Annotated in this window: 23 protein-coding genes; all 23 read left to right on the forward strand. The window is 36.3% G+C overall.

Annotation, left to right across the window (positions count from 1 at the left end):
- Window positions 1-386 precede the first annotated feature (386 nt).
- The 23 genes from I5677_RS16245 to neuC all read left to right on the forward strand — a co-directional run bounded on the left by I5677_RS16245 (window position 387) and on the right by neuC (window position 25434).
- Window positions 387-1475, forward strand: coding sequence for a PucR family transcriptional regulator (locus I5677_RS16245; protein ID WP_197662710.1), 1089 nt, complete (start codon window positions 387-389; stop codon window positions 1473-1475).
- 134 nt (window positions 1476-1609) lie between these two features.
- Window positions 1610-2923, forward strand: coding sequence for a S41 family peptidase (locus I5677_RS16250; protein ID WP_197662711.1), 1314 nt, complete (start codon window positions 1610-1612; stop codon window positions 2921-2923).
- A gap of 280 nt (window positions 2924-3203) precedes the next feature.
- Window positions 3204-4472, forward strand: coding sequence for an ArsB/NhaD family transporter (locus tag I5677_RS16255; protein ID WP_197662712.1), 1269 nt, complete (start codon window positions 3204-3206; stop codon window positions 4470-4472).
- A gap of 132 nt (window positions 4473-4604) precedes the next feature.
- On the forward strand, window positions 4605-4883 hold the full coding sequence (gene flgM, locus I5677_RS16260) for a flagellar biosynthesis anti-sigma factor FlgM (RefSeq protein ID WP_197662713.1): 279 nt from the start codon (window positions 4605-4607) through the stop codon (window positions 4881-4883).
- A gap of 187 nt (window positions 4884-5070) precedes the next feature.
- Window positions 5071-5586 (forward strand): flagellar protein FlgN, encoded by a 516-nt coding sequence (locus I5677_RS16265; protein ID WP_197662714.1) that lies wholly within the window; start codon window positions 5071-5073, stop codon window positions 5584-5586.
- A 20-nt stretch (window positions 5587-5606) separates the two neighbouring features.
- Entirely contained in the window at window positions 5607-7340 is a 1734-nt protein-coding gene (gene flgK / locus I5677_RS16270) for a flagellar hook-associated protein FlgK (protein WP_197662715.1), read from the forward strand.
- A 68-nt stretch (window positions 7341-7408) separates the two neighbouring features.
- Window positions 7409-9265 (forward strand): flagellar hook-associated protein FlgK, encoded by a 1857-nt coding sequence (gene flgK / locus I5677_RS16275; protein ID WP_197662716.1) that lies wholly within the window; start codon window positions 7409-7411, stop codon window positions 9263-9265.
- 35 nt (window positions 9266-9300) lie between these two features.
- A complete protein-coding gene (flgL, locus tag I5677_RS16280; protein ID WP_197662717.1) occupies window positions 9301-10794 on the forward strand; it encodes a flagellar hook-associated protein FlgL in 1494 nt (497 codons plus the stop codon).
- 256 nt (window positions 10795-11050) lie between these two features.
- Window positions 11051-11524, forward strand: a complete 474-nt coding sequence (gene fliW, locus I5677_RS16285; RefSeq protein ID WP_197662718.1) for a flagellar assembly protein FliW — start codon at window positions 11051-11053, stop codon at window positions 11522-11524.
- Entirely contained in the window at window positions 11518-11739 is a 222-nt protein-coding gene (gene csrA, locus I5677_RS16290) for a carbon storage regulator CsrA (protein ID WP_197662719.1), read from the forward strand. The genes fliW and csrA overlap by 7 nt, the downstream gene beginning before the upstream one ends.
- 417 nt (window positions 11740-12156) lie before the next feature.
- Complete coding sequence (locus I5677_RS16295) at window positions 12157-12576, forward strand: flagellar protein FlaG (protein WP_197662720.1); 420 nt, start codon at window positions 12157-12159, stop codon at window positions 12574-12576.
- Between the two features lie 12 nt (window positions 12577-12588).
- Complete coding sequence (gene fliD, locus I5677_RS16300) at window positions 12589-14625, forward strand: flagellar filament capping protein FliD (protein ID WP_197662721.1); 2037 nt, start codon at window positions 12589-12591, stop codon at window positions 14623-14625.
- Between the two features lie 22 nt (window positions 14626-14647).
- Window positions 14648-15025, forward strand: coding sequence for a flagellar export chaperone FliS (fliS, locus tag I5677_RS16305; RefSeq protein WP_197662722.1), 378 nt, complete (start codon window positions 14648-14650; stop codon window positions 15023-15025).
- Between the two features lie 27 nt (window positions 15026-15052).
- The gene (locus tag I5677_RS16310; RefSeq protein ID WP_197662723.1) at window positions 15053-15550 is read left to right on the forward strand and encodes a hypothetical protein; all 498 of its coding nucleotides are present in this window, start codon (window positions 15053-15055) and stop codon (window positions 15548-15550) included.
- Window positions 15551-15723: 173 nt separating this feature from the next.
- Entirely contained in the window at window positions 15724-16542 is an 819-nt protein-coding gene (locus I5677_RS16315) for a flagellin N-terminal helical domain-containing protein (protein WP_197662724.1), read from the forward strand.
- Window positions 16543-16637: 95 nt separating this feature from the next.
- On the forward strand, window positions 16638-16928 hold the full coding sequence (locus tag I5677_RS16320; protein WP_197662725.1) for a hypothetical protein: 291 nt from the start codon (window positions 16638-16640) through the stop codon (window positions 16926-16928).
- Window positions 16929-16967: 39 nt separating this feature from the next.
- A complete protein-coding gene (locus tag I5677_RS16325; protein ID WP_197662726.1) occupies window positions 16968-18797 on the forward strand; it encodes a motility associated factor glycosyltransferase family protein in 1830 nt (609 codons plus the stop codon).
- A 298-nt stretch (window positions 18798-19095) separates the two neighbouring features.
- Window positions 19096-20076 carry an NAD-dependent 4,6-dehydratase LegB gene (locus I5677_RS16330; RefSeq protein ID WP_197662727.1) on the forward strand — a complete coding sequence of 327 codons (981 nt, stop codon included), beginning with the start codon at window positions 19096-19098 and terminating at the stop codon, window positions 20074-20076.
- A 43-nt stretch (window positions 20077-20119) separates the two neighbouring features.
- Entirely contained in the window at window positions 20120-21292 is a 1173-nt protein-coding gene (locus I5677_RS16335; RefSeq protein ID WP_197662728.1) for a LegC family aminotransferase, read from the forward strand.
- Between the two features lie 19 nt (window positions 21293-21311).
- Window positions 21312-22358, forward strand: coding sequence for a sugar phosphate nucleotidyltransferase (locus I5677_RS16340; RefSeq protein ID WP_197662729.1), 1047 nt, complete (start codon window positions 21312-21314; stop codon window positions 22356-22358).
- A 24-nt stretch (window positions 22359-22382) separates the two neighbouring features.
- Window positions 22383-23279, forward strand: a complete 897-nt coding sequence (locus I5677_RS16345) for a methionyl-tRNA formyltransferase (RefSeq protein ID WP_197662730.1) — start codon at window positions 22383-22385, stop codon at window positions 23277-23279.
- Window positions 23276-24274 carry an N-acetylneuraminate synthase gene (neuB, locus tag I5677_RS16350; RefSeq protein ID WP_197662731.1) on the forward strand — a complete coding sequence of 333 codons (999 nt, stop codon included), beginning with the start codon at window positions 23276-23278 and terminating at the stop codon, window positions 24272-24274. Before I5677_RS16345 ends, neuB begins: the two co-directional genes overlap by 4 nt.
- Complete coding sequence (gene neuC, locus I5677_RS16355) at window positions 24271-25434, forward strand: UDP-N-acetylglucosamine 2-epimerase (protein WP_197662732.1); 1164 nt, start codon at window positions 24271-24273, stop codon at window positions 25432-25434. Before neuB ends, neuC begins: the two co-directional genes overlap by 4 nt.
- Window positions 25435-25438 lie beyond the last annotated feature (4 nt).

Here is a 25438-nt window from a genome sequence, read left to right on the forward strand (position 1 = left end):
TTATAAATCACCTTCTTTCATAGTGTTAGCGAGGCAGTACGAAAGTAGTGGTAGGCGATTTATAAGTGTATTTTATTACAAATAAATATCGGGGTGAAGTACCACCCCAATATTTATTATAGAACCTCTTATAATATATTCCATAGAAAGTTCACAGCTCTATCCTATACTAAAGGTAGTTAATAAAAGCGTTATATTTTATGCTGTGTTATAGTTTAATGTATAAACTAATTATCTGTTTTTATATTTTGACAGTATTATACGAAAATATTTATGAAAACTGTATAAAATTAGTTTACTTTTTACCAATCAGATGTTAGAATAAGTTTTGTATCTATGTATTTTAAGAGAAAATGTAAATATAATATATAAAAGGGAGTGAGAACATGATTTCAAATCAGATTCTTCAAAGTACGATTGACGGTTTAAAAGGCATTACACGCATAGACATCTGTATATTGGATACAGAAGGCAAAGTGCTGGCTAGCACAATTGATAATGCAGAGCAATATGAAAGTGCTGTATTATCCTTTGTTTCTTCTCCGGCAGATAGTCAGGCGATTCAGGGATATCAGTTTTTTAAGGTTTTTGATGAACATCAATTAGAGTATGTTATTCTGGCTAAAGGTGACAGTGAGGATGTATTTATGATTGGAAAAATAGCATCCTTCCAGATACAGAACCTCTTGGTTGCATATAAAGAAAGATATGATAAGGATAATTTCATCAAGAATCTGTTGTTGGATAATCTGTTACTGGTAGATATTTATAACCGTGCAAAGAAACTGCATATTGATACGGATGCAAGACGGGTAGTGTATATTATTGAGACAAAAAATGAAAAGGATGCGAATGCTCTGGAAACCGTACGAAGCCTGTTCTCCGGTAAAACAAAAGACTTCATTACAGCAGTTGATGAGAAAAATATAATACTGGTAAAGGAAGTTAAACAAAACGAGACTTACGAAGATCTTAATAAGACAGCAAAGATGATACTGGACATGTTAAATACGGAAGCTATGACAAAAGTTCATGTTGCGTATGGTACCATAATTAATGAAATCAAGGATGTATCCAGGTCATATAAGGAAGCAAAAATGGCACTGGATGTAGGAAAAATCTTCTACAGTGGAAGAAATGTGGTGGCATACAATAATCTGGGTATAGGAAGATTGATATATCAATTACCGATGCCGCTTTGTAAAATGTTTATCAAAGAAATCTTTGAAGGTAAATCACCGGATGATTTTGATGATGAGACTCTTTCTACAATAAATAAATTCTTTGAGAATAGTTTGAATGTATCGGAAACCTCCAGACAATTATATATTCATAGAAACACGCTGGTTTATCGTTTAGATAAGTTACAAAAAAGTACGAATTTAGATCTTCGAATTTTTGAAGATGCGATAACTTTTAAAATCGCACTTATGGTAGTGAAATATATGAAATACATGGAGCAATTGGATTATTAAACATAAGAGGGTGCTGCAATACTACCTACTAGGTATAGTTTCTGGATGATGATTAATATCCCCGCGAAACTTAAAGTTTATGTGGTTTTGCAGTGCCGTTCTTTATGTTATGGCAGTAAAGCAGGAGGACGGATATGAAGAAGAATTTTAGAACAGGAGTCTTGTCAGGGCTCTTTGGCGCGATACTTCTTTTCGCGGTTACCTTAACAGTATATGCATTGGTAGATGGAAAAGCTTTGGATGATGGAACAAAAAATCAGTATGAAGCAACAAATGATGGCAACGATAGTTATGGTACCGAAAAACAAAGTCAGGATGAGGGCGTAGAACAAGATAATATTGAGACACAAAGTATAAAAGATGAAAAATCTTATGATAAAATTATTGAAAAACTGGAACTACTCGAGATGATAGTAGATAATTACTATCTGGAGAATGTGGATGATAAGGTCTTTGAAGATGGCATCTATAAAGGCTTTATGAGTAGTCTTGAGGATCCATACTCTACTTACTTTACCAAAGACGAATATAAGGCTCTGGTTGAAAGTTCCTCCGGAATCTATCATGGTATCGGTGCAACCGTAAGTCAGGATGTAAAAACAGGAATTATTACAATCGTGAAGCCATTTGCTGGAGGGCCGGCATTCAAAGCAGGATTGCTTCCCGGAGATATCATTTTTAAGGTAGAAGAGGAGGAAGTTACCGGACTAGACTTATCAGAAGTGGTAAGCCGCATGAAAGGTAAGGAAGGAACGGAGGTTCATATCTCCATAATGAGAGAAGGAGAAGTAGAGCCTCTAGAGTTTACAATTACCAGACGTGAAATCAAGGTTCCGACGATTGAATATCAGATGTTAAAAGATAAGATAGGCTATATCGTGATCTCTGAATTTGATGAAATAACGATCTCTCAATTCAAGAATGCTATGACCAAGCTTGAAGAAGATGGAATGAAGGGATTGGTAGTTGATGTAAGAAATAATCCCGGTGGTCTTTTGCATTCCGTTGTCCGAATTCTGGATCGTTTGTTACCAAAAGGATTGATTGTGTATACAGAGGATAAATACGGAAATCGTCTGGAAGAGAAGGCTATTGACTCGAAACGTTGTAATCTTCCGATTGCGGTTTTGATTAACGGCAACAGCGCCAGTGCATCCGAAATTTTTGCCGGTGCACTTCAGGATTATGAGGCTGCTACAGTAGTTGGAACCACCAGCTTTGGCAAGGGAATCGTTCAGAAGGTTATTCCTCTTACGGATGGAACGGCAGTAAAATTAACGATCTCTAAGTATTTTACGCCGAAGGGACGTAATATTCACGGCACCGGAATTGCTCCGGACATCGAGGTGGAATTGGCAGAAGAGCTGAGACAGAAAGTGACGATAGAATTAGAAGAAGATAATCAGCTTCAAGAGGCAATCAAGGTAGTTAAGGATAAGATAAAATAGGAATTATTAGAATTACATTTCATCTTAGAACATATAAAATATGGTGGCTGACATAGACTGTCGCACAATAATCTGTGAAAGAAAGCGGGACATAAGATTTCCAAATGGGAAATGTAATGCCCCGCCTTCTTAAGTTTTCGTGAAGGCAAATATGAGTAATGGCAAAGAGCTCATAATAAATCAAATCTGTTATATGAGCTTACTTGAAGGGATAATACGTGAATTTACAGTTTGGCAATCTGATTAAGCGTAAAAATTATAACAATTTTCAGGAGGGCAGATGAAAACAACCGCTATTTTTATATTTATAATGACGTACATATTATTATTAACATTTCCGAAAGTAAGAGCATATATAGCGCTAACATCAGCAGCTTTATTTATAGTGCTTGGCATATTACCGTCAAACCTGGTTTTGTCAGTGATAGACTGGAATGTTATTATGATGATAGCAGGAACCATGGGCATAGTAGGCTTATTTATTGAATCGAAAATGCCTTCTTTATTAGCGGATCACTTAATTGAGAAAATGCCCAACGTGAAATGGGCAATTATATCGCTGTCGTTGTTTGCGGGATTAATATCAGCCTTTATTGATAATGTCGCAACGGTTCTCATGATTGCACCGGTAGCCCTTACGATAGCTAAGAAGCTAAAAATTTCACCTGTTGCTGGGGTGATAGCAATTGCAATTGCTTCGAACCTCCAAGGTGCTGCTACTTTGGTTGGAGACACCACGTCTATCTTATTAGGTGGGTATGCGAAATTAAATTTTATGGATTTCTTTTTCTATCAGGGAAAGATAGGTTTGTTTTGGATAGTGCAATTAGGTGCTCTGGCCTCTACCTTGGTATTGCTTTATCTTTTTCGCAAAGACAAGCAGCCAATACATGTTATCGAGCGAACCGTAGTAAAGGATTATTTTCCTACGTTTCTCTTGTTGGGTATCGTAGTACTACTAATATTGGCTTCCTTTATTCCGAATAAACCGGATATCACAAACGGACTAATCTGTGTTATCTTGTTTTATTTTGGTTTAATGAGAAAATATCTTATAACGAAAAGAACAGATACATTTCTTCTCTCTATAAAGGAGATTGATTTTGATACCATACTTCTTTTAACCGGTTTGTTTATTGTAATTGGAGGCATTACTGAAGCGGGAGTTGTAGAGGATATCAGCCTTTTATTCGTTAGGATAAGCAAGGACAATGTTTTTCTTGTTTATACTCTAATCGTATGGGCTTCCGTTCTGTTCTCTGCTTTTATTGATAATATACCGTATGTTGCTACCATGTTACCGGTAACAGCAAGAATATCGGATTTGTTAGGGATAGAGCCTACTTTGCTATTCTTTGGATTGTTGGTTGGAGCTACTCTGGGAGGAAATATTACACCGATTGGTGCATCAGCAAATATTACGGGTCTGGGAATATTACGAAAGGAAGGCTATGAGGTAAGTGCACCTGTCTTTATGAAAATAAGTGTACCATTTACCTTTGCAGCGGTTTTTACCGGATATCTATTAGTTTGGTTTATCTGGGGTTAAGGCATAAAATGACGGTTCGTGTAAATAATTTCTTTTATAATATTTTTGATTTACTATAATGTATATGAGAAAAAAACCGATAAATAAAATAGAGTTATTAATACCATAAGAATTAGATAGGTGGTGATTAGGATGCGGATTGATGCATTCAACAAGATTAGCCAGTTGTATGGTGCAAGCAATATTAAGAGTACGTCGAAAGCGAAAGGAACTAGCTTTAGTGATAAGCTGGAGATTTCTCAGACGGGTAAAGATTATCAGGCGGCAAAGCAGATTATAGCTCGTACTCCTGATGTGAGGGAAGACAAGTTAAATGAGATTAAGCAACGCATGGAAGCAGGTGCTTATAACATTAACATGAGAACTGTAGCAGATAAGCTTGTTGACCAATATTTCGATGAAACTTTATAAGTTTATGAGGCAAATGTACCGTTTTGGCTACAAAATGGCTTAAGCAGCAAAAACCGATGTATTACTATGGATATGTATAGCTATTACGATAAGATCTAACGGTTGACAAAGATATATCCATAGTAAACGTAACGGCTTTAAACATTACCAAAACGCACAGTGTATCGGAAGAAGAATGGAGATTTTTATGGCAAGCTTGATTGATGAATTGATTTCTATATTACAAAAAGAGTATGAGATCTACCAGCAATTAATTCCGATTGTGGAAGAGAAAACCTTAGTAATCGTGCAAAACGATATAACTGCTTTGCAGGTAATCACAGGAAGAGAACAGGATGTAGTTGATCAGATTAATGTTCTTGAGCATAAAAGAGAAGACGTTATGGCGAACATTAAAATAGTAATCGGAAGTAAAGCCGAAGATCTTAATTTAAATACATTAATTCAATTATTGGTAAAACAACCAAAAGAGCAGAAAGCTCTTTCTATCTTACATGATAATCTAAAGAAAACGATTCAAAGATTAGTCGAAATCAATGATCGTAACAAATCGTTAATTCAACAATCCCTAGAGATGATAGAATTCAATATGAATTTTATTCAGAGCACAAGGATGTCGCCGGGGAACAACACTTACAATAAAGGTGCTGCACAATATGGTGCACAGGCTTTTGGAACAGGGATGTTCGATGCAAAGCAGTAAGATAAAGGTAAGGTGAGTTCATGGGTTCATTAGGCGGTTTATATATCGGTGTTTCCGGCCTGAATGTCAGTCAGGCTGCTTTGAATGTAACCTCTCATAATCTTGCTAATGTGGATACGAAGGGGTTCGTTAGGCAGCAGGCGGTATTAACCGATTTTCATTATATAAAATGGGGAGAGTCTCACATTTCCTCCATGCAACAGGGGCTAGGTGCGAATTTTGCCACCGTAAAACAAGTCAGAGATTCCTTTTTGGATCAAGCTTATCGTCAGGAATCCGGTAGACAAGCTTTTTACGAATCCCAGTTTAAAGCGGTGGAAGAAGTAGAAGGCTTATTTGGTGAACTGGAAGGAGTATCTTTTCAGAAGACGATAAATGACTATTGGATAGCGCTACAAGAGCTGGCAAAAGAACCTGAAAGTATTGTAGCAAGATCCTCATTGATACAAACTGCAGTTACTTTTATGGAGAGGGCAGAAAACATCTCAAAGCAGTTAAATGACTATCAGGTGAATCTAAATACCCAAATCATTAATCAAGTAAAGAGGATTAATGAGATTGGAACGAATATAAAAGAATTGAATCTAAAAATTCGACAATATGAGAGTACAGGAGTAGAAAAAGCCAATGATCTGCGGGATCAGCGAAATGTACTTTTAGATGAGCTGGCACAAATATCGGATATTACATACAAAGAAAACCCAAGCGGAGTTGTCAACGTTAATCTTGAGGGGGTACCTTTTGTAACTGAAGATACGGTATACCGTATGGAAACCATGAGAATTAACGAATACTCCGAGATGCTAAAGCCGGTTTGGGTAGCCCATGGGTACGTGGATGTATATAACTTAGACAGAGCACCTTCCTCAAAAGACAACAATGATATTGGTTCTTTAAAAGGTCTTCTGGTAGCCAGAGGTTATAAACAGGCAAATTATACGGATATTCCAATCCGAGACAATTATGAAACAGAAGCCTTATATAATGCAGCTGTGATTGACTATAACAATCAAATCAATTCCTCCGTTATCATGTCGGTACAATCCCAGTTTGATCAGTTAATTCACGGAATTGTTACCACAATGAATGATATTCTCAGTCCGAATAAGGAAGTTACCTTATCTGACGGAACAAAGGTTATGATACTGGACAAGGAGAAGGCTCCGGTCGGAATGGATCCATCTAAGACCATGGGAGAAGCTTTATTTAACAGAAAATCCGTTGCTAGGTACGGTGAACCTATGGATATCGAAATCGAAGATGGAAATGGCGGCTATGAGATTATTGAAGATGCCAGAATCTATATTCCTGAAGATCCAGGTGATAATTACTCCTTATTTACACTCGGAGAAATTGAAGTAAATAAAAATATTATGCAGAATTATTCGCTGATTCCTTTATCGAACAACGGAGGGACCGGTGATTTTGATATCGAGGCAGCAGGGAAGCTCTTAGAAGAATGGCAGAAGCCCTTTGCTACCTTATCACCGAATACTTTGACAGTTAATAATTTTAATGATTATTATACATCCTTTATCTCGGAAATAGCCAATCGAGGGGAGCAGTTAAATACAATTAGCAGAAACCAGGCTTCCATGTTAGAGAGTATAGATAATCAAAGGCTGCAAGTAACCGGTGTATCCTCTGATGAGGAGCTTACGAATTTGATAAAGTATCAGCATGCATATAATGCTGCAGCGAGATATGTTAATGTAGTAAGTGAGATGCTGGAGCATATAGTTACGAAAATGTAATTATTAATAGTTTTTTTGTGTAATATGAAGGTTAGAGCAGTTAATACCTGATACAAGAGGTGAACGTTATGGCATCAACTTTTTTTGGATTGAATATAGGAAAAACAGGGTTATATGCCTACCAGGCAGCGCTGGATACCACAGCCCATAATATTACCAACACAGAGACAGAAGGATATACTAGACAGGTGATGGGGCAGCAGGCAGGCAAGGCCTTAAGTGTGAATAGCACCTATGGTATGGCTGGTACAGGTGTAAGTGTTACAGGTGTAAAACAACTTAGAGACTATTATTATGACATGAAATATTGGAGTAATAACACCATGTACGGTGAGTATTCCTATAAGTCACATTATATGACAGAGGTTGAAAATTACTTTAATGAGGTCAGTGTGGAGGGTTTTACAACTACCTTTAATTCAATGTTTGACAGCATACAAGAATTAAGTAAAAACCCGGCAAGCTTAACGGTCCGTACTCAGGTTATTAACTATGCAAAAAGCCTTACGGAGTATTTTAGCTCTATCTCACAAAGCTTAAAAAGTATACAGGATGAATGTAATTTTGAGATACGTAATAAAGTGGATCAGGTTAATTCCACAGCACAGCAGATAGCAGCGCTGACCAAGCAAATCAACACCCTGGAAGTGAATGGTGGAGCGGCGAACGACCTGCGAGATCAAAGAGCTTTATTGGTTGACGAATTATCCGAAATCGCTAATATATCAGTTACGGAGAAGACAGTCGGAGCCGGAATAGGGGTTACCAGCTATGTAATTAAGCTGGATAATCAGACTCTGGTGGATGGAGGTAACTATAATTCCCTTCACGTAATACCAAGAAAAGAGAAGCACAATCAGAATGATGTGGATGGTCTTTATGATGTTGCTTGGGCGAATGGGCAAAGATTTAACATGGGAAGTGCTTCCCTTGGCGGAGCCTTGCAAGCTTTATATGAGGTTAGAGATGGTAATAATTCTGCGAATCTAAAAGGTGTTGTTTCTGCTGAAGCAGGGGATTTTCATATCTCTGTGACAGATACGACAATCAATGAAGTAGAAAAGCTGAACATACCTGAAAACGGAAGGATTACAGTAGGTAATCGAGAATATGTCTATAATGGATTTGAGGTAACGAAGGATGTGGCAAGTGGAAATTTTATATATACCTTCACTCTGGATGAGCCGATTGTAGTCGATGTGGCGAATGAAGTGGCTCATGTCGGACAAAGTATAGACTATAAAGGAATTCCTTATTATATGGAACAGATGAATGAGTTTATTCGTACATTTGCCAAGGCATTTAATGAGATTCATAGAAGTGGCAAGGATTTGGAGAATAATTCCGGTGCAGACTTTTTCAATGCAACGAATAAAATTAATGGTAGGGAATATGTATTTGGACCTTTAGCTGATTCGGATGACTATCCTTATTTTGATTTTGATACCTTTAATTCCCAAACAGGAGATTATTATGAGGAAATACCGGAAAATCAACCATTATATGGATCTTACTATTTCATGACTGCAGAGAACTTTACCGTAAGCACGGAATTAATTCAGGATTCCAGCCGTATGGCCACAGCCACCGATATAGTAAACGGTAATGAGAATAATGATATCGTCGATGCTCTTATGGCACTAAAAACGAATAGTTCTCTCTTTAAACAGGGGGCACCGGGTGGTTTTATGCAGACTCTCACCGCGGAAATTGGTATCGATACAAAAAAAGCAACGAATTTTTCTGAGAGCCAAAACAATATTTTGCAGGCTATCGTTAATCAAAGACTATCAGTATCCGGTGTAGATATGGATGAAGAAGCAATGAACTTAGTAAGGTTTCAAAATGCTTATAATCTGTCGGCGAAAGTGATATCTGTTATGGATGAGGTTTATGATAAACTGATTAATTATATGGGAGTTTAATACACATTTGCTAACTATGTGTAGGAGGTAGGAGTATGAGAATAACCAATAAAATGATGACCAACAATATGTTGAGCAACATTAACAAGAATAAATATAATATGACGGCTTTAGAGCAGCAATATTCCACCGGTAAGAAGATACAAAGACCTTCGGACGATCCTATTATTACTGTCAGGGCTCTTAAACTTCGGACTAATCTGTCAGAGCTTGAACAATACTACGAGAAGAATATCCCGGATGCCATGTCATGGATGGAAGTAACAGAAAGCGCGCTCAGAACCGTGAATGATATTCTGAGGCAGATTAATACCTACTGTGTTCAAGGTAGTTCGGATACATTAACAGCGAATGACAGAGCTGCGATTGTTCAAAATCTGGAACAGATGAAAGCGCAAATTTATCAGGAAGGGAATACGAATTACGCCGGAAGATATGTATTTACCGGCTATAAAACAGATAGCCCTTTGATATTTAACGAAGATACGGAGCATCTGCATTATGAGATAACAGAGAACTTTACCGGTGATCAGATTCAGATGAGATCTAAAGTAGTAGGAAGCTATGAACTGTCAGATTTAGAGACAGTACCTCCTGTTACATTTGATGAACCTCCTCAGTTGGTTGATACTTATCGAATACAATTGGCTTATGATAACTTGGAGCAGGATGGACTGGATAGCATTCATTATGCCAAGTCAATCGCAGGAGGTGAACCTGTCTGGCAGGCACCTTTGCCTGTTACATCAGTTTCTATAACAGAGTTTGATGAAAATACAATGGACCCGAATGAGGCGTATTTTATACATGAAACCGGTGAAGTTATTCTTGGGGCGAACGTATACGAAGAGCTTAGGACGGCGGACAATATTCAGTTAACCTATGAAAAAACAAAATTTAAAAACGGTGAGTTAAAGCCGGAACATTATTTTAACTCGATTATGACCGATACCCTAAAGCCGGAGCAGGAGCCTATCGAATACACAAAAACAAAACAGCAAATCCAGTATGAGGTTAATTATAACCAGAAGCTAACAATTAACACGGAAGGTTCTGATGCAATCACCCATGGGATAGGAAGAACCATTGATGATATCTTAAACAGTGTTAATGAAGTGATTGCTACGGAGGGTAAGATAGAGGAGATTAATAAGCGTCTTCAAGATCAAAATTTAACAGACGCAGACAGGCAACGTTATGAGAGAATGCTGGAACAGTTGGATACGGAACTGGATCTAAAAAATGAGGTTATGCAAAGGGCTTTTGAAAAAGGAAATGCCGGTTCCAGTGAGGAGCAGGACAGGGTAAATATTGCAGTAGCAGATCTCGGCAGCAGACTTGTAAGACTGGAACTGACGGAAAACAGACTTTCCAGTCAAAAGGTTGATTTTGAAGAATTGCTTTCAAAAAATGAGGATGCAGATATGGTTGATACGGTTATCAAATATAATGCAGCACAAACCATATATAATGCATCCTTATCGGCTGCGGCTAAAGTAGTACAGAATTCATTACTGGATTTTCTATAAAAAAATAATGCAAAGCCATAGTATATAATGTATAATTACGTTAGATAATGTAGTCGGGAGGAATATATTCACATAACACAATAAAAACTCAGTTGATAATTAACTTGTGACATATTTATATGTTGATATATGAATAGAAATGTTTACAACTCCAGAGGATATAGCTGGGGAAGCATAACGGTTTATAATGGAATATAGTGCAATACAATGTATGAGTTTTACTTAGTATATAAATTACGAAGGGAAGGCGAGATAAATGTTAGTCAGGACAAAACACTTTGGAGAAATAGATCTGGATGAAAGTAAGATTATCCGTTTTGAGGATGGGATCTTAGGATTTGAAGATTTTAAGAACTACACAATTCTCTACGATAATGAAGACGGAGATAGACCGGATATATCCTGGATGCAAAGCCTTGATGAACCGTCCCTTGCCATCCCGGTAATCAGTCCGTTTTTAATAAAGCCGGATTATAATCCTGAAGTAGAGGATGAGCTATTGAAGCCCCTGGGTGAAATTACGGAAGATAATATTGTGGTTCTTGTATCTATAACCGTTCCACAGGACATTCAAAAAATGTCTGCTAATCTCAGAGCACCATTTATTATTAACTCAGAAACAAGAAAGGGTGCTCAGATTATCGTTGAAAACGGGGATTATGATATAAAATACTACTTCTATGACAGCCTGAAAGAATTAAAAGCAGCAAAGGGGGACAAATTATGTTAGCCCTATCAAGAAAAGTAAATGAATCCATTATGATTGGTAATGATATTGAAATAACGGTCCTAGAGGTAAAGGGAGATCAGATTAAGATAGGTATCAGTGCACCAAAATCAGTTCCGATCTATAGAAAAGAAATCTATCTTCAGATACAAGAATCTAATAAAGAGGCAGCCGGATCTTCTGTTTCTGATGAAGATTTGAAAAAACTGTTTCAATGAGGATTAGAATAGTTGGAAATTTATTATCACATGGATTGAATTAAAATATTAATTCTTAAGTTTATTCATAAAGATTATGGTTGTAAAAAGCTACTGAGTATCGCTCTATACAGCCGTAATCTTTTTTGAATGAAAGTAAATATGAGTTGATTTGCAATGTTGGTATGACATAAGAATTATTATATGGAAGGCATACATCGGATGTTCTCCCTGGGTATTTTATTGATGATTTTAATCAGTATGGCTTGATTTCAATAAGGCAACCTATGATTTTTATAGAGCAGGGTATTAAGAGATATGTATTTTGTTCCGATATAATAAGCAGACAAGTATGCGAAAATAATGATAGCAGTCAAGGATGGCAGAAAAGCATATTAACATTTATTAAATATCATTTACACATGGAGGTGTATCATTATGGCATTAGATGCTTTATCCGGTTCTTCCTATCATGATGTTTCTAAATCAATACAGAAACCGGAGCCAAGAGTGCAGGAAGTATCAGAGCAAGGAGTTAAGAGTATTTCCATTACGGAAACCGCCAACAGTTATAAAGCGGTTGGAACACAAACAACAAAGGGTCAAGAAAGTGAACAGAAGCAGAATTCAAATACCGGTAATCAGGTGAAAAATGCTGTGAACAAAGCAAATACGAAGATGAAGCAGCATAGAACCGGAATTGAATTTCAATATCACGAAGATATTAACCGGGTTTCAATCAAAATTTTTGATAAGGAAACAGATGAGGTAATCCGAGAAATTCCGCCGGAAGAAGCTTTAGAGATGGTGGAGAAAATGTGGGAATTGGCCGGTCTTTTAGTTGACGAGAAAAGATAAGGGGGTGAAGTTATGCCTATGAGATTATCCGGATTAGCATCCGGAATGGATACAGAAAGCATTGTCACTGAATTAATGAAGGCTCAAAGGTATAAGTCTACCAGAATAGAGAACAAAAAAACAATGCTGGAATGGAAGAAGGAAAAGTGGAGTGATTTAAATACAAAACTATACAAATTCTATACCGATTCTTTATCTAAGCTAAGGATGCAAGGAAGCTTTAATACCAAGAAAGCTTCGTCATCCAACGATGACAAGGTTGAGATTAGTGCTTCTACGAGTGCGCCTGCAGGAACTCATACCCTGAAGGTGCAACAGCTTGCAAGTTCGCAGTTTGTGACAGGATCTAAACTTGGAACAGATGTTAACGGTAATGGAATAACAGCATTAACAAAACTTACGGATCTAGGTTTTAACGCAAGTGAAGGCACTACGATAACTGTTGAAACAGATAATAAAACAGTTAATTTGGATATCGGATCATCCACAACAATTAATGATGTTATAAAAACATTAAAGGATGCAGGCTTAAATGCAAGCTACGATACTTCTCAGAACAGATTTTTTATTAGTTCAAAGGAAAGCGGTATTCAAAATACATTTTCCATAACAACAAACTCTTCTGAGTTAACACAGGAGAGGAATATCATAAGAGATTATTTAAATTACGGTTCTTTGTCAACTGCAGAAAAAGGGACGGTTGATAACGCTCTTTCAGCCTACATAGATACAGCCAGTACAGCGGATGATAAAACTCAGGCAAGAACAGACTTACTAACAGTAAAACATAAGCAGGTCAGAGAAGATTTTATACAAAGCTATATTACAGATGAGGCCAATATAACGGCCGCTACTGATTCTGAACGGGCTCGTCTGGAGGCGGAATTGGCCGATGGGGAAACTCTGGATGAAGATGTATTAAAGGCGGCAGTAGATACAAAATTGAGAACGGATGCTGAGGCGCTGGTGACGGCAGAATATGAAGAATGGGAAACTGGTACCGCAGATGCTACGAATATATTCGAGGCTTCTGAAACGCAACTTGACACACTGCTGACGAATTATGAAACCGATAATTCAACAGTTATTAATCAAACCAATAGCTTATCTTTATTAGGTCTAAGCGAAATCATAACGACAGAAAATCCGGATGGTACGAAAACCACGACCGCTGGACCGGGAGTAGTGTTGGTTCAGGCATCAGATTCGAAAGTGATTTATAATGGAGCGGAATTAACTGGTTCCTCTAATACAATAAAGGTAAATGGCCTTACCTTAACCTTAAAGGGTGTTACAGAAGGTATGGATACACCGGCAGATACATCTGACGATGAGATCATAAGCCTCAGTATATCGAATGATACCCAGGCGGTTTATGATATGATAAAGGGTTTTGTGAAATCTTACAATGAATTGTTGACTGAGATGAATGAAGCCTATCTTGCACCATCTGCAAAGGGCTATGATCCCTTGACTGATGAAGAGAAAAGTGCTATGTCGGAAAAGCAGATAGATCAGTGGGAGGATAAAATTAAGGATTCTTTATTAAGACGGGATAATACGGTTAATAATCTGCTTACAGCTATGAGAACCAGCCTGAGCCAAAGTGTGGATGTAGATGGTGTCAGTTATTCCTTGTCCTCCTTTGGAATAAGCTCAATTAATTATACTGAAAAAGGTTTGTTGCATATTGCTGGCGATGCCGATGATAGCCTTGTGTCCGCCAAGGAAGATAAGCTTATGAAAGCATTGAGTGAAAATCCCGAAGCTGTTATGGGAGTTTTCAACGATCTTGCAGGAAAACTTTATGATACTATGACAGATAAGATGAGCGGTACAAGTCTTCGAAGTGCTCTTACCTTTTATAATGATAAGGAAATGTCAAAAACAATTACGAACTATGAAAGCGATCTGAGAGAAATGGAAAGAAAACTCCAGAAAATGGAAGATCGCTATTATAAACAATTTGCCGCGATGGAAACTGCTATGGCAAAAATGAATTCACAAAGTTCATCCTTAATGTCTATGTTAGGGATGAACCAGCAATAGCTAACGCACAGGAGGTATTTTAATGGCAACCAATGCAGCTGCTGCATATAAGGACAGCAAGATTTTAACGGCTTCACCGGCTGAACTTACTTTGCTGCTTTATGAAGGAGCAATTAAGTTTTGTAACATTGCTATCATGGCTATCGAAAATAAAGATATTTCGAAAGCTAATCTTAATATTATTAAGGCAGAAAAAATTATATTAGAATTTCGGGCCACTCTGGATTTTAAATATCCAGTAGCGAAAGATTTTGATTTGGTATATGATTATATCTATCGGAGACTCATAGAAGCTAATATTCATAAGGACATAGAGATATTAGAGGAGGCTCTGGGATATATCAGGGAAATGAGAGATACTTGGAAAGAAGTTATGAAACTCTCAAAGGGATCTAAATAATCCTTAGAGAAAGCAAAGAGGTAAATAATGGGTTTGGAAAATGGTGTTTCAAAGCAAGCGTATATACAGTTGTTAACAGAAGCTCTGGGTAAAAAAATCAAGGTTATGGAACAGCTGTTAGACATTACTTCAAGACAAGAAGGAATTATAGCTTCGGAAAAGTTTGATGAAGATTTGTTTATGCAGACGATTGCCTCAAAGGATGAGCAGATTCAATTACTTGATAAGCTTGATACCGGGTTTGAAAAGATCTATAACTATGTAAAAAATGAATTTGCGGAAAACAGTAAGAGCTATAAGGATGAAATAACTTTATTACAAAATCAAATTAAGATACTTACGGATTTGAATGTAAAAGTACAAGCCCTAGAAAAAAGGAATAAATCAAAGCTTGAACTGATATTTTCCGGTAAGCACAAAGAAATTAGAAACGTAAGGTTAAATAGTAAAACAGTATCCAGCTATTATAAAACAATTGCAGGGCAAAATGAAGGACAATCTTTCTTTTACGACAAAAAGAATTAATTTTTTACGAAAGGGTATTAAGTTTTATAAAACTATACCGATATATAAGATAAGTAAAGTGAATTTACTTACTAAGATTTATTCCTAAAGGAGCGTACGGCCGGAAGGAAGAACAAAAAGATTAAAAGCAGCATGGATGCTGCTGAAAAACACATTTCAAGGAGGAATGAATTATGATAGTACAACACAATATGGGCGCAGCCAACACAAGAAGACAGTTAGGTATCACAACTAACAATCTTGCAAAATCAACAGAGAAATTATCATCCGGTTATAAGATTAACCGTGCAGGTGATAATGCAGCTGGATTAACAATTTCCGAAAAAATGCGTGGTCAGATCAGAGGTCTTGAGCAGGCTTCTACTAACGCACAGGATGGTATCTCTTTAATTCAGACAGCAGAAGGTGCTCTTAATGAGACACAGTCCATTCTTCAGAGAATGAGAGAGCTAACCGTTCAGGCATCTAACGATACTAACGTATCTGCAGACCGCGACGCTATTTCAAAAGAGCTTACAGCTTTAACTGAAGAAGTTGATAGAATTGCATCTCAGACCGAATTCAATACTATGAAATTATTAAATGGTAGTTTCACAAGTAAGAGTCTTCAGGTTGGTGCAAATAGCGGACAAAATATTCAGTTCTCAATATCTACTATGACAGCATCTGCATTAGGTATTGATGGTGTGGCTAGTGGTATAGGAACCTATGCTTCTGCAACAGCTAATATCCAAACTGTACAATCCGCATTAGATAAGGTATCTGATCAGAGATCTGCACTTGGTGCGTTACAGAACAGATTGGAACACACAATTGCGAATGCAGATAATACTGCTGAGAACTTACAAGCTGCTGAATCACGTATTCGTGACGTTGATATGGCGAAAGAGATGGTTAGGTATTCGAAGGATAATATCCTTCAGCAGGCTGCTCAATCAATGCTTGCACAGGCTAACCAATCAACCCAGGGAGTTCTGTCATTATTACAGTAATTTTATTCTAGGTTTTAGAAACCGGGCTGGCTTTGTAGCCAGCCCAGTTTTTTTAAGAAAGGAATATTTTGATGGATATACTAAAAGAATATATTATGAATTCAATAAAGGAAATAGATGATACAACAACAATGTTTTATCAACAGAAAAATAAAGAAGGATATCAGTTGTTTAACCAAACATTAAATACTTTAATACAAACAATTAATGCATTGAATACTTATAAATTAGAAAACAATCAAATTAATATAGACGAACAAAAATTAAACAGCATATTAGTAAATGCTATGACAGCGATGAAACAGGATGATACTGTTTTGTTGTCAGACATCTTAGTATTCGACCTGAAACCCATACTTGAAGCCTGTCAATATGAATTACACTAAAATTAATTAAATTAGTTGTAATGTATAGGAGATTATTTTATGAGTTGTTACGAATTAAACATGGAATGTATGAAACAATGTCGCCCAAATCTTTATATAAAACTTCTAGAAGTTACAGTAAGTTTTGATAAGATGCTAGAGGACGGAATGCAACATGGAGAAGCGATAAATGGTGAACCATATCTTTTCATACAGAAAGATGAAAAACAATATAGATTGAATAGTTGCTATAATCCCAGCCACGAAGCCAAGATATGGATAAAACAATATAAATTTTTAAACCTTAATTCAGTAATTGCCATGTTTGGTTTTGGTACAGGTAGCTTTGTTAGAGAAATAGTGTTGAATCGGGGTCGGAACGATATATTATTTGTATACGAGCCATCCCTTCGATTATTTGATTATGTTCTACATAATTTTAATATCACAGATATAATCAAGCAAGAAAATTTAATTATATGCATTGAGGGTATTAATGATTTTGAATTTCATGGTTTGCTTCAGAATTCAATCAATATCACGAACTATTCATCACAAATACGCTGTTCACATCCAGGTTATGAAAAAATATATACAGATATAGCAATCAAATACTGGACGGAAGTAAAGGATTCATTTATTCAAGCAAGAACAAACATTAATACAGAGATGGTATTTGGTAAGAGATTTATCGAAAATGCGCTATACAATACCAGATATCTAAAAAAGAGCAATCGACTGATGGAATTAAAGGAAGATTTGCAGCTTGATATACCTGCTGTTATTGTAGCAGGGGGACCTTCTGTAAAAGACAATATATCTGAGTTGAAAAGAGCAAAAGGCAGATTATATATATTTGCTGTAGATCGAGTACTGGATTATCTTCTTGAGGAAGGGGTTGAACCGGATTTCATTGTAACAGTTGATCCGATGAAACCAATGGAATTTTTTACCGAAAGAGAAGACATTAAAATACCGATACTTTGCGAGATGGCTTCAAATAAACTAATATTAGAACGTCATAAAGGTAGGAAGATTTTCTTTAGCTGTTTTCCTTATTTTCAACAAATGTATAAAGCAGCAGATAAAAATCCACCCTATATTATCACAGGGGCTTCAGTAGCCACTTCAGCCTTTATGACATGTATTGAACTGGGCTTTAAGAAGATAGTTCTGGTAGGGCAGGATTTGGCATATGATGGTGAGTTTACACATGCTGGAGACATAACAGAACAGGGCAGTCAACGTTTTGATATCATGGTTGAAGGTGTAGATGGAGAAAAAGTGCGTTCAAGACGGGACTGGTATAATTTCTCTCTCTGGTATAAGGATTGCATTATGCTGTATCCGGAAATTCAAGTTATAGATGCAAAGACTAAGGGAGCTAAGATTCATGGTACTATCAATATGTCCCTAAAAGAAGTGTTAGATAGCTACAGTGAAAGCACTATTGATATAATTAAAACAATGGAAACGAAGCAAAGTACATTTAACGAACAAGATATGGATGTTATTAAAAGGTTTTTTGAGGATGGTTATGAAGAATTATACTTTATGAAAAAGAAAGCCAAGGAAGCTATTAATATATGTGAGAGTCAAATTCGTTTATATAATAGAAGTATCCAAGAAACGAATGAGACAGAAAAGAATTTCAAAAAAATTAGTAAGATTAATAAGGCTATCCATGAAAACTCGGCATATCAGCTAATAGAGAGTTTTATTACAGCATCCTCAGCACAGGAAATTTCTGAAATGTATCAGTTTACAGATAACGCTAAAGCGGATAAATTAAAAACTTATGAAAAGTCCATCAAAATATATCAAGCAATCATAGATGGTGCTGATTATACAAGGCCGCTTTTAGAAGAGGCTATAAGCAATTTAATATAAATTTTTATTAAATGATATAATGTTATTGGTATATCTTGATACAACCTTATTTAAGATCGTTTAGACTGATGTTTAAGAAAACATCAGTCTTTTTATTTCATAAGTATATCAATTAAAAAAGTGTAATTATGAAATAGAATAGCGGAGAAATTATATCAAATTTAAATACTTTTTCTGTACTTCCATATATTTTAAGTTAATGAAATCAGTTATATAGTCGATATAGTTATTAAGATGAATTTTTATTAAAGGATGGAAAAATGATCATAAATAATCTGTTTTATTACAGGAGGAGCCAATGAAAAGAGTATTAGTGACAGGGGCGGATGGATTTATTGGAAGCCATTTAGTAGAGGAATTAGTGAAAAAGAACTATCAAGTGAAAGCGTTTGTATATTATAACTCATTTAATTCTTGGGGATGGCTCGATTCTTTACCTAAGGATATCTTACATGAAATTGAAATCTTTACCGGTGATATAAGGGATCCCAATGGTGTTAGGGAAGCTATGAAGAATATGGATGAGATATATCATTTGGCAGCTCTTATTGCGATACCATTTAGCTATCATTCACCGGATTCCTATGTGGATACGAATATTAAGGGGACATTGAATGTTCTACAGGCGGCAAGAGATTTTGGAACAGGCAGAGTGTTAATTACTTCTACCTCTGAGGTATATGGTACTGCTAAGTATGTACCAATTGATGAAGCCCATCCTTTTCAAGGTCAATCCCCATATTCGGCAACAAAAATCGGCGCGGACAGATTAGCTGAGTCTTTCTATAGAAGCTTTCAGATGCCAATAACAATAGTAAGACCCTTCAATACCTATGGACCAAGACAATCGGCAAGAGCTGTTATCCCAACAATTATCACACAGCTTTTAGCAGGAAAGGAAGAAATAAGGCTTGGGTCATTGGAGCCTACGAGAGATTTTAATTACGTCAAAGACACGGTGAATGGTTTTATTGAGATTGGTAAAACTGCCAAGACGATTGGTGAAGAAATCAATATTGCTACGCAACAGGAAATATCCATAGGAGAGTTAGCAAAGGAACTAATTAGACAGATTAATCCGAAAGCTAAAATAGTTTGTGATGATCAGAGATTAAGGCCCCAAAACAGCGAAGTGAACAGACTCCTTGGATCCAACGAAAAAATCAAGAGATTAACGAACTGGAAGCCTCAATATACCTTTGAGGAAGGCCTGGCAGAAACGATTGAGTTTTTTAGAACTAATTTAAATAGATATAAAGCAGACATTTATAACCTATAGATTAATCACAGGGTAGGCATAATGAAAAAGTGTGAGGTGCAGTATGGATAAATTTATTCCGCTCTCGGTTCCAAACTTAAAAGGAAATGAGCTAGCATATGTAACTAATGCGGTTGAAACCGAATGGGTATCAACAGGTGGTCCTTATGTGAATGAGTTTGAAGATAAAGTCGCTACATATGTTAAGGCAAAAGGAGCTGTATCCTGCCAAAATGGGACCTCGGGCTTACATATAGCACTCCGGGTTTGTGATGTTACAAAAGAGGATGAAGTAATTGTACCGACACTTACTTTTATTGCAGCAGTTAACCCAGTAAAGTATATTGGCGCTGAACCCATATTTATGGATTGCGATGATACCCTTGCTATGGATGCGGATAAATTATCAGACTTCTGTCATAACAAGTGCAGTTTTATACAGGGAAAGCTAATCAATAATAACACAAAGAAGCATATCAAAGCCGTGGTAGTAGTTCATGTATTTGGTAATATGGCGGATATGGAAAGGATAATGGAATTAGCAGATGAGTTTAATCTGGTCGTTATTGAAGATGCAACCGAAGCGATGGGAACTTATTATATGAAAGGTAACTATAAGGGAAAGCATGCCGGCACAATAGGAACCATAGGGGTTTATTCCTTTAACGGTAATAAAATAATCACTACCGGTGGAGGCGGAATGATTGTTTCCAATGATAAGGAATTATTAAGGAGAGCAAAACACCTTACAACACAGGCGAAAAGTGACGAACTATATTATACCCATGATGAGATTGGCTATAATTACAGAATGACAAATCTGCAGGCTGCTCTAGGTCTTGCTCAGTTAGAACAGCTCGAGAGATTTATTGAAGTAAAAAAAGATAATTACGATTTGTATCAAGAAGGTATAAAGTCACTTAAGGGTTTGAGATTGTTGAAGTTTAGAGAGGATATTAGACCAAACTATTGGTTTTACGGTTTGTATTGTGATAATGAATATCCGCTTGATCGGGACGATATGATCCATTATTTATCAAAAAAGAAAATCCAATCAAGGCCCATATGGGGATTAATTAATGAGCAGAGGCCTTATTTGGCAAATGAAGCATATAAGATAGAGAAAGCAAAGGTATACCTTGAACATGTGGTTAATATTCCATGCAGTTCAAATCTTACAAAGGAAGATGTACTCTATGTTCTTGAGTGTTTAAAAAAACCTACAAGGATCAATTAAGTAAAAGGGAGGTGGAAGGATGGATGTAAAAGATTTTTTGATAGATGAAGAGTGTACCATGATTGAGGCAATGAAGTTATTAGATAAAGTAGCTAAGAAAGTTCTGTTTGTAGTGAAAGACGAACAGTTTGTTGCAGCTATAACGGACGGAGATATTCGAAGATGGATACTTCGGAAAGGGAATCTGGACGCGAAAGTTAAGGATATTGCTAATTACGAGCCCAAATATATTTATGAGAAAGATAAATATAAAGCAAAAGAATATATGAGAAAAAACTTCATTGAAGCAGTTCCGGTGTTAAATAATGATAAAGACATTGTTTCGGTGATACTTTTAAATGACGGAACGATAAAGAAGAAAAAAACATTAAATTTACCGGTTATCATCATGGCCGGAGGTCTTGGGACAAGACTTTATCCATATACAAAAATTTTACCAAAACCACTGATCCCTATTGGTGAGATTCCCATTGTAGAGCATATAATGAACAGGTTTCATGAAAACTGCAGCAATGAATTTTACCTGGTTATAAATCATAAAAAGAATATGATTAAAGCTTATTTTGGTGAAACTGAAAAAGACTATAAAGTTAATTATGTAGAAGAAACGAAACCTCTGGGAACTGGAGGGGGCCTTAGCTTACTAAAAGGCAAAATTGATACTACTTTTATTTTATCTAATTGCGATATTTTAATTGAAGAAGATTACGAAAAAATATATCAGTATCATAAAAAAGAAAAAAACTTAATTACTATGGTATGTTCTTTAAAAAACATTAAAATACCCTATGGAGTGATCGAAATAAATGAAACCGGTGAAATTGAAGAAATGAGGGAGAAGCCGGTATATTCATTTTTTACTAATACAGGAATGTATATCGTAGAACCTATTGTAATTGAGGAACTGGAAGAAAATAAAGCAATGGGATTTCCTGATATCATTGAAAAATATAAAAAGAATGGATGTAAAATAGGTGTTTATCCGATCAGTGAAAACAGTTGGATGGATATGGGGCAAATGGATGTTATGGAAGAGATGAGAAGAAGATTAGAACGGGAAGAGTGATGGTAAGGGGAGTTGCAGTAAATTATGAAAAAGAAATTAAGATTAGGATATTTTGCAGATGGTAAATGGGCTCACGAAGCCTTTAAATTACTAATTAATGATTTGGAAATAGAAATCGCTTTTATCTGTGTAAGGTTTGATACAACAGATATGGTCCTAAAGGAATTTTCTAAGAATTATAATATCGATTATTTAAAACATGAAAATATTAACTCGTCAGAATTTCTAGAAAAAGTAAGAGAATATCAGTGTGATTTATTTGTATCGATGTCCTTTAATCAGATTTTTAAATATGACATAATTAATACACCAAGGCTTAAAACCATAAACTGCCATGCAGGAAAATTACCCTTTTACAGAGGCAGAAACATTCTTAACTGGGCTTTAATTAATGATGAAAAAGAATTTGGTATAACCGTACATTTCATAGATGAAGGGATAGATACAGGAGACATTATATTACAAAGGACCTTTGAGATAAGGGATGAGGATGATTACAGCACCCTACTTAACACGGCTTATATAAAATGTGCCCAAATTCTTTACGATGGGATTAAATTAGTTCAAAACAATACCTTTCAGCCGATTAAGCAGGAAAGCATCCATCCAATCGGATTCTACTGTGGTATGAGACAACCGGGAGATGAGATACTTAGTTGGAATCAGACCAGTAGAGAAATCTTTAATTTTATTCGCGCTATTTGTAAGCCTGGACCCATGGCAAGATGTTTTTTAGGAGAGAAAGAGATTAAAATAAATCGATCTCGAATGATAGAAAATGCTCCTATTTATAAAGGAATTCCAGGACAAGTAGTGGGAAAAACACAGGGCGGATTTGTAGTAAAAACATTGGATACTACAATTGAAATTACGGAATACGAATTTGATGGAAAAATCAAAATAGGAGACAGGTTATCATGAAAAAGGTATTAGTAATAGCAGAAGCCGGAGTAAATCATAATGGCTCCTTAACATTAGCAAAAGAACTGGTCGATAAGGCAGTGATAGCCGGAGCAGATATCATTAAATTTCAAACCTTCATTGCGAAAAACCTTGCATCAAAGTTTGCAGCAAAGGCAGAATATCAAAAACAGCATACAAAAGCCAGTGAAATCCAATTGGAGATGCTTAAGAAATTAGAATTATCCTTTGATGAGTTTGAAGCACTAAGTGAATACTGTGAGGAAAAAGGAATTGAGTTTTTATCTACAGCATTTGATTTTGACAGTATTGATTTTCTAAAAAATCTAAATATGAAGAGATGGAAGATACCCTCCGGCGAAATTACGAATTTGCCTTACTTAATTAAGATTGCTAACACAGGGATGCCTGTAATTTTATCAACCGGTATGAGTACTATGCCAGAGATTAAAGATGCGGTCATGGTTTTAAATAAGAATGGTGCAGGGGAGATTACTTTGCTTCACTGTACAACGGAGTATCCGACTCCTTATGAAGATGTTAATCTACAGGCAATGAATTCCATAAAGAGCGAAATTAAGGTTCCTGTGGGATATTCAGATCATACCGTAGGAATTGAGGTTTCAATAGCGGCTGTAGCTATGGGTGCCAGGGTAATCGAAAAGCATTTTACCCTGGATAAGAATATGGAAGGACCGGATCACAAAGCCAGCTTGGAGCCAGAAGAATTAAAAGCGTTGGTAAGTGCAATTCGAAATGTTGAGTTATGCATCGGCGATGGTAAGAAAGAGCCGGCCAAATCTGAGAGGAAGAATATAGTGATAGCCAGAAAAAGCATTGTTGCGAAAAGAAACATTACTAAGGGTGAATGCTTTACAGAGGAAAATCTGACAGTAAAACGACCGGGTAACGGCATTAGTCCTATGAAGTGGTTTGATGTGATGGGAACAACGGCTACAAGAAATTTTGAAGAGGATGAGATGATAGAGCTATGAAGAAAAAGATTAGCATACTCACAGCTACAAGAGCAGAATATGGATTGTTAAAGCCGATTATTAAGAAATTTCAATTGGTTTCGGAGTTTGATGTTCGTATTGTTGTCACAGGTGCACATTTATCCTCTGAATTTGGCTTAACCTACACAGAGATTGAACAAGATGGAATACAAATAGACGAAAAGATAGAAATACTTCTAAGTTCCGATACTCCGGCTGCCATTTCCAAATCAATGGGTCTGGCCATGATTAGTTTTGCGGACTATTTTGAGAAACTAAAGCCAGATATGTTAATCATATTAGGAGATCGATATGAAACCATGGCAGTTGCCATGGTTGCAATGAATCATCGAATACCGATTGCTCATTTACATGGAGGAGAGACGACGGAGGGAGCTATCGATGAATCCATTCGTCATGCGATAACAAAACTAAGCTATCTTCATTTTACCAGCACAGAGGAATATAGAAATCGTGTGATTCAATTGGGTGAAAGTCCTGAACGGGTATTTTGTGTTGGAGCCATCGGTATAGAGAATATTCTTAGAGAAACATTAATGGAGAAAGAAGAACTTGAAAAGTCAATTCATTTTAAGCTGGATCAGCCTTATGCCGTTGTCACCTTCCATCCGGTAACTCTGGAAGATAATAAATCGGAGGAGCAAATAAAAGCTTTATTAGATGTATGCGGATCTTATAAGAACATGAAATTTATCTTTACAAAAGCGAATGCGGATTCCAACGGTCGCATCATCAATCAAATGATTGACAGCTTTGTTGAAAAGAATGAACAAGCGGTTGCAGTCACCTCTTTAGGCATGATAAGGTATCTTACAGCATTAAAATATTGTAAGATGGTAGTGGGGAATTCATCCAGTGGTTTAATCGAAGCTCCCAGCTTTGGGATTCCTACCATTAATATTGGCGATCGCCAAAAGGGTAGGCTGAGTGCTGAGAGTGTAATTCATTGTGAGCCGATAAAAGAAGAAATTAAACAAGCATTTGATCTTGCCATAAGCAAAGAGTTTCAGGAAAAAGCAAAATATACCGTTAATCCCTATGGTGATGGCAATACTTCGGAGAAAATCTTGGACATCATAAAAGATTTTCTCCTGAATAATAAAGTCAATCTTAAGAAGAAATTTTATGATATGAGGTGAAATA

Origin of the sequence: Mobilitalea sibirica, from assembly GCF_015999265.1 — a bacterium.
Taxonomy (GTDB): Bacteria; Bacillota; Clostridia; order Lachnospirales; family Lachnospiraceae; genus Mobilitalea; species Mobilitalea sibirica.

What these genes read in the sequence shown, in the direction of transcription:
- I5677_RS16295 (WP_197662720.1), top strand. Translation starts at nt 12,157, where the DNA reads ATGGCATTAGATGCTTTATCCGGTTCTTCCTATCATGATGTTTCTAAA.
- I5677_RS16335 (WP_197662728.1), top strand. Translation starts at nt 20,120, where the DNA reads ATGGATAAATTTATTCCGCTCTCGGTTCCAAACTTAAAAGGAAATGAG.
- flgK (WP_197662716.1), top strand. Translation starts at nt 7,409, where the DNA reads ATGGCATCAACTTTTTTTGGATTGAATATAGGAAAAACAGGGTTATAT.
- fliD (WP_197662721.1), top strand. Translation starts at nt 12,589, where the DNA reads ATGCCTATGAGATTATCCGGATTAGCATCCGGAATGGATACAGAAAGC.
- I5677_RS16315 (WP_197662724.1), top strand. Translation starts at nt 15,724, where the DNA reads ATGATAGTACAACACAATATGGGCGCAGCCAACACAAGAAGACAGTTA.
- flgM (WP_197662713.1), top strand. Translation starts at nt 4,605, where the DNA reads ATGCGGATTGATGCATTCAACAAGATTAGCCAGTTGTATGGTGCAAGC.
- csrA (WP_197662719.1), top strand. Translation starts at nt 11,518, where the DNA reads ATGTTAGCCCTATCAAGAAAAGTAAATGAATCCATTATGATTGGTAAT.
- I5677_RS16345 (WP_197662730.1), top strand. Translation starts at nt 22,383, where the DNA reads ATGAAAAAGAAATTAAGATTAGGATATTTTGCAGATGGTAAATGGGCT.
- I5677_RS16250 (WP_197662711.1), top strand. Translation starts at nt 1,610, where the DNA reads ATGAAGAAGAATTTTAGAACAGGAGTCTTGTCAGGGCTCTTTGGCGCG.
- I5677_RS16265 (WP_197662714.1), top strand. Translation starts at nt 5,071, where the DNA reads ATGGCAAGCTTGATTGATGAATTGATTTCTATATTACAAAAAGAGTAT.
- I5677_RS16245 (WP_197662710.1), top strand. Translation starts at nt 387, where the DNA reads ATGATTTCAAATCAGATTCTTCAAAGTACGATTGACGGTTTAAAAGGC.
- I5677_RS16320 (WP_197662725.1), top strand. Translation starts at nt 16,638, where the DNA reads ATGAATTCAATAAAGGAAATAGATGATACAACAACAATGTTTTATCAA.
- I5677_RS16325 (WP_197662726.1), top strand. Translation starts at nt 16,968, where the DNA reads ATGAGTTGTTACGAATTAAACATGGAATGTATGAAACAATGTCGCCCA.
- I5677_RS16340 (WP_197662729.1), top strand. Translation starts at nt 21,312, where the DNA reads ATGGATGTAAAAGATTTTTTGATAGATGAAGAGTGTACCATGATTGAG.
- I5677_RS16255 (WP_197662712.1), top strand. Translation starts at nt 3,204, where the DNA reads ATGAAAACAACCGCTATTTTTATATTTATAATGACGTACATATTATTA.
- fliW (WP_197662718.1), top strand. Translation starts at nt 11,051, where the DNA reads ATGTTAGTCAGGACAAAACACTTTGGAGAAATAGATCTGGATGAAAGT.
- fliS (WP_197662722.1), top strand. Translation starts at nt 14,648, where the DNA reads ATGGCAACCAATGCAGCTGCTGCATATAAGGACAGCAAGATTTTAACG.
- flgK (WP_197662715.1), top strand. Translation starts at nt 5,607, where the DNA reads ATGGGTTCATTAGGCGGTTTATATATCGGTGTTTCCGGCCTGAATGTC.
- flgL (WP_197662717.1), top strand. Translation starts at nt 9,301, where the DNA reads ATGAGAATAACCAATAAAATGATGACCAACAATATGTTGAGCAACATT.
- neuB (WP_197662731.1), top strand. Translation starts at nt 23,276, where the DNA reads ATGAAAAAGGTATTAGTAATAGCAGAAGCCGGAGTAAATCATAATGGC.
- I5677_RS16310 (WP_197662723.1), top strand. Translation starts at nt 15,053, where the DNA reads ATGGGTTTGGAAAATGGTGTTTCAAAGCAAGCGTATATACAGTTGTTA.
- neuC (WP_197662732.1), top strand. Translation starts at nt 24,271, where the DNA reads ATGAAGAAAAAGATTAGCATACTCACAGCTACAAGAGCAGAATATGGA.
- I5677_RS16330 (WP_197662727.1), top strand. Translation starts at nt 19,096, where the DNA reads ATGAAAAGAGTATTAGTGACAGGGGCGGATGGATTTATTGGAAGCCAT.